This window comes from Immundisolibacter sp., assembly GCF_028696615.1.
Taxonomy (GTDB): domain Bacteria; phylum Pseudomonadota; class Gammaproteobacteria; order Immundisolibacterales; family Immundisolibacteraceae; genus Immundisolibacter.
Genome location: NZ_JAQVGQ010000214.1, coordinates 1 through 4,335, shown reverse-complemented (window position 1 = coordinate 4,335; position 4,335 = coordinate 1). Strand labels below are relative to the sequence as shown.

Here is a 4,335-nt window from a genome sequence, read left to right as displayed (position 1 = left end):
TTCCGAACTCGGAAGTGAAACCGCTGTGCGCCGATGATAGTGTGGGTTCGCCCATGTGAAAGTAGGTCACCGCCAGGCTTCTTCCAAAAAAAACCCCCGCCGGGTCGCCCGCGGGGGTTTTTTGTTGTGTGCGGTACATCCACTATAGCGGCGTGGCAGAGGTTCGATCGTGGCGGTCAGCGTCTGATCGTCGGCGCACGCTCCTGTCCATTGCCTTGGCCGCAGGTTGCTCGCGATCAACATGCTGCCGCGCTCGTAGCGCTTGAGCACCACGTTGAAGAACTGAAGCGCCCTGGGTTCGGCGGAGGCTTCAACTCTTGAGAGATTGGAGCTGGGTGCCTGACGGGTCGGCCGGTGTAGTGACACCAGCCGAAGTCTCACGGGTGAGACTTTTGATTTTCCGGCGCCTCGTCCGGCCGCTGCGCGGTCAGCCGGTCGAGGTCACGCCGCAGCTGGTCGCGCTCCTTGAACGCGTACTCGTAGACCTTCAGGTGCTCGGGCGTGAACCCGCGCCCGAGCAGGTGCGGTGCCCACAGTTGCCCGGCGCGCAGGTGCCAGTCCTTCCAGGCCGGATCGAGCACGCCGAGCTGTCCGCCGGACAGGTGCAGCAGCAGCACGATCGCGCGCGGCGGTGACTTCTCGGCAGCTTCCCACTGGCGCACGGTGGCTTCCTTCACGCCGCACAGCGCGGCGACTTCCTTGCGCGTGATGCCGGCGACCTGGCGCAGTGTCATGAAGTCCGGCTCGTGCGCCTGCCAGCGCTCCAGGCGATCCAGCCACCAGCGCACCGGGCGCGGATGCGGGGCCGGATCGGCGGCCTCAAGTGCGCATAATGTATATTATGTAAAATTTTCCAACATGAACCGGCACTGGCGGCCGTCGTGAGGCCACTGGCCGGGCAGGTGGCGTGGTTAGGCGTTATCCTTGAGCAAAATTACGGCCGCTTGCTTAGTCGGCGGCGGCGTTCAGTGGCAGGAGAAACCATGTACGAAGGATATTCACGGCTCAAGTTCAGCCGAGACGGCGCAGTGCTCACCATCCAGATGTCGAATCCCACCGCCCGCAACGCAGTGGATGCGGCGATGCATGCCGAGCTGGCACGGGTCTTCACCCAAGTGGCCCAGGACACCGCCACGCGCGTGGTGGTGTTGACCGGCGATCCGGAGGGCAAGGCATTTTGTGCCGGTGGTGACCTCAAGTGGATCGAGGGCATCGAGGGCAAGGGCGAACGCTACGCCGTAGTGCTCAAAGAGGGTCTCGACATCGTCAAGACCATGGCCGATCTGCCGCAACCTATCGTGTCGATGATCAACGGTCACGCCATGGGGCTGGGCGCGACTGTTGGCTTGTTTGCCGACGTGAGTTTCATGGACGAAGCGGCCAAGATTGCCGACCCGCACGTGTCTATCGGCGTGGTGGCCGGCGATGGCGGCGCCATCATCTGGCCGCTGCTGATCGGCCCGAATCGCGCCAAGGAGTTCCTGATGACCGGTGATGCCATGTCCGGCGCCGAGGCTGCGCGCATCGGCCTGGTCAACCACGCGGTGCCGGCGGCGGAGCTACAGGAGCGGGCCTATGCCTTTGCGCGCAAGCTGGCCGCCGGGCCGCAGCTCGCCATCCAACTCACCAAGCGCTCGGTGAATCTGTTTGTGGGTCAGGTGATCGAACAGGTGCTGACTGCGTCACTTGCCATGGAGGGGCTGACCTTCGCCAGCGCCGACCACCGCGAGGCGCTGCGTGCGTTTTTCGCCAAGGAAAAGCCGAAATTCCAATAACCCCTGCCCTGCCCGCCCGAGTACACCATGGAAACGATCATCTTCGCCGTCGACGGCGCCGTCGCCACGATCACCCTGAACCGCCCGCTGGTTCGCAATGCCATGAACGGGCGCATGATCGAGGAGCTGCGACAGGCGCTGGAGCAGGTGAACCTCGACCCGGCGATTCGGGTAGTGGTATTGCGTGGCGCGGGGCCGGTGTTCTGCGCCGGCGGTGACCTGCGTGATCTGTTCACGGACACGCACCCGGTGGCCATCCGCAACCTGATTGCGCTGCGGATCCGGCCGCTGTCGCGGGCGCTGATCACGCTCGACAAACCCCTGGTGTGCGCGCTGCAAGGGCCGGTGGCCGGAGCGGGTTTGGCGATGGCGCTGGCGGCCGATTTCGTCATCGCCACCGAAGAGGCGAGCTTTGTAACGGCCTTTGGCAAGATCGGTGCCATTCCCGACGCCGGCGTCATGTGGCTATTGGCGCAGCATGTTGGCCTCATGCGCGCCAAGGACATCGTGCTGCGTGCGCGCACGCTCACCGCCGCCCAGGCGCTCGACCTTGGCCTCTACACCGAAGTGGTGCCGACGGCGGGTTTCGAGGACGCCGTGAACGGTCTCGTGGCCGCGCTGGCCGAGGGCGCGACGCTGGCCATGGCGTTTGCCAAACATGCGCTGCGGGACGCCGTGCGCATGCCGTTCGACGCCTTCATGGATCTCGAATCGGCCGGACAGGGGCTGATGCACGCCTCGCACGACCACGCCGAGGGCGTACAGGCCTTCCTCGAAAAGCGCGCGCCGCGCTTCATCGGCCGCTGAGTTGCCGATGGCCATTCAATGGTGGGAAGACTACGATGCGGACTGGATGCTCAAGACCGGTCGGCGCACCGTGACCGAGTTCGACATCCTGAGTTTCGTGACGCTGGTCGGGATGAACGAGGCGCTGTTCATGGACGCCGAATACATCGCCAACGACACACCGTTTGGCCGCCGCATCGCGCCCGGCGCGCTGGTGTTCAGCTACGCCGAAGGGTTGGTGATCCAGACCGGCCATTTGCACACGGCCGCCATCGCTTTTCTGGGTGCAGAAATGAAAATGCAGGCGCCGGTGTATCTGGGCGATACCATCGATGTCACCGTCACTGTGGCCGAGCGGCGCGAAACCTCCAAGCCGGACCGCGGTGTGGTAACCACCCGTAACCTCGTGCGCAACCAGTCCGGGCAAGCCGTGCTGGAATACCAGGCCACGCGCATGCTGCGCCGGCGTCCGGATTGAGCTTCCTCCTCCCATCGCAGACACGCCCATGAGTCACGCCTTTACCAACTCCGACATCGCCCAGCTCGAGCACGGCGCTGGGCAAACGCTGTACGGCGACGGCGCGCTGGTGGTCTTGAAAGGCCTGCTCGAGGCGGGCATCAGCTACTTTGGTGGCTATCCGGGTGCTCCCACGGCCAACCTGATCGATGCCGCCGCCGACGCCTACGAGCCGGTGCTCAAGAAATACGGCGTGTACGTGGAGTCGTCGGCCAATGAGATGGCGGCCGGTGCCATGTGCACGGCGTCGGTGTTCGCGCCCGTGCGCGGCGCCGTGACCTGGAAGGTGCTCGGCAATGGTGTCGCCACCGACGTGATCGACCACGTCTCGCAGATCGGCCCGCTCGGCGGCTGCGTGCTGGTGGTCGGCGAAGACTATGGCGTCTCAAGCACCACCGTGGCCCAGCGCACGCTGCCGTGGGCGATGAAGTCCGGCATTCTGGTGGTGGACCCGCGCGCGGATCAGCAACTGTTGCTGCGCCTGACACGCGAGAGCTTCGAGCTGTCCGAGGCCTCCGCCTGCGTGGTGGCGCTGCTGCTGCGCCCACAGCTGTCGCATGCCAACGCGCAGGTCACCGTTGGCGACAACCGCATCGGCCAGTACAACGTCATCCACAAACTCAAGGAAGGCATCAAGGACCCGGCGCGCTACCCGCTGCCACCGAACACCCAACGCCAGGAGCTCGAGCGCTACCGCGATCGTCTGCCCAAGGCGCGCCAGTACGTCCTGGAGCACGGCCTGAACGAGCTGTTCGGCCCAGCCGACGCGCCGATCGGCATCATCACCCACGGCACGGTGTTCAACACCGTGATGCGCATCCTGGCCAACCTGGGGCTGGCCGACGAGGACGGCGTGACCGATCCCGCCATCGGCGTGCTGCAGCTGAACGTGGTCTATCCGCTGTGCGACGAGCAGATCGTCGACTTCATCCATGGCAAGCGCGAGGTGCTGCTGGTCGAGGAAGGCCAGCCGGACCTGATGGAACAACAGATCCGCGCCATGCTGCACCAGCGCGGCATCGCGACGCCCTTCCACGGCCATGATCTGATTCCGGGCGTGGGCGAGCTGGTGCCCGGGCGCGTGTTGCCGGCGCTGTCGGAATTCCTGACGCGCCTGCTGCCCGAGCGGGCCGACGCCATTCGCGCCAAGGCGCAGGGCTTCATGGATCGCCAAAAGCTCGCCGCCTCACTGTTTCCGAAGCCCGTCACGCCGCGGCCGCCGACGTTTTGCACCGGCTGCCCTGAGCGGCCGGTGTT

4 protein-coding genes and 2 pseudogenes are annotated in these 4,335 nt (G+C 65.4%); 4 read left to right on the top strand and 2 right to left on the bottom strand.

The genetic code is table 11. The annotated features are described in order from the left end of the window. Positions 1-165: 165 nt before the first annotated feature. Together PHC73_RS11855 and PHC73_RS11850 are read right to left on the bottom strand one after the other, a co-directional pair. Positions 166-282 (bottom strand): annotated as a pseudogene (locus tag PHC73_RS11855) (AAA family ATPase); the annotation flags it as partial. A 95-nt stretch (positions 283-377) separates the two neighbouring features. Next, a complete protein-coding gene (locus PHC73_RS11850) occupies positions 378-788 on the bottom strand; it encodes a helix-turn-helix domain-containing protein (protein WP_300128443.1) in 411 nt (136 codons plus the stop codon). A 93-nt stretch (positions 789-881) separates the two neighbouring features. Here PHC73_RS11850 and PHC73_RS11845 point away from each other — a divergent pair, with 93 nt between their 5' ends. From PHC73_RS11845 to PHC73_RS11830, 4 genes and pseudogenes are all read left to right on the top strand, one after another. After that, positions 882-1,775, top strand: coding sequence for an enoyl-CoA hydratase-related protein (locus PHC73_RS11845; RefSeq protein WP_300128441.1), 894 nt, complete (start codon positions 882-884; stop codon positions 1,773-1,775). Between the two features lie 27 nt (positions 1,776-1,802). Beyond that, complete coding sequence (locus PHC73_RS11840; protein WP_300128438.1) at positions 1,803-2,582, top strand: enoyl-CoA hydratase-related protein; 780 nt, start codon at positions 1,803-1,805, stop codon at positions 2,580-2,582. Positions 2,583-2,589: 7 nt separating this feature from the next. Continuing rightward, positions 2,590-3,039, top strand: coding sequence for a MaoC/PaaZ C-terminal domain-containing protein (locus PHC73_RS11835; RefSeq protein WP_300128435.1), 450 nt, complete (start codon positions 2,590-2,592; stop codon positions 3,037-3,039). A 28-nt stretch (positions 3,040-3,067) separates the two neighbouring features. After that, positions 3,068-4,335: pseudogene (locus PHC73_RS11830) on the top strand (indolepyruvate ferredoxin oxidoreductase); the annotation flags it as partial.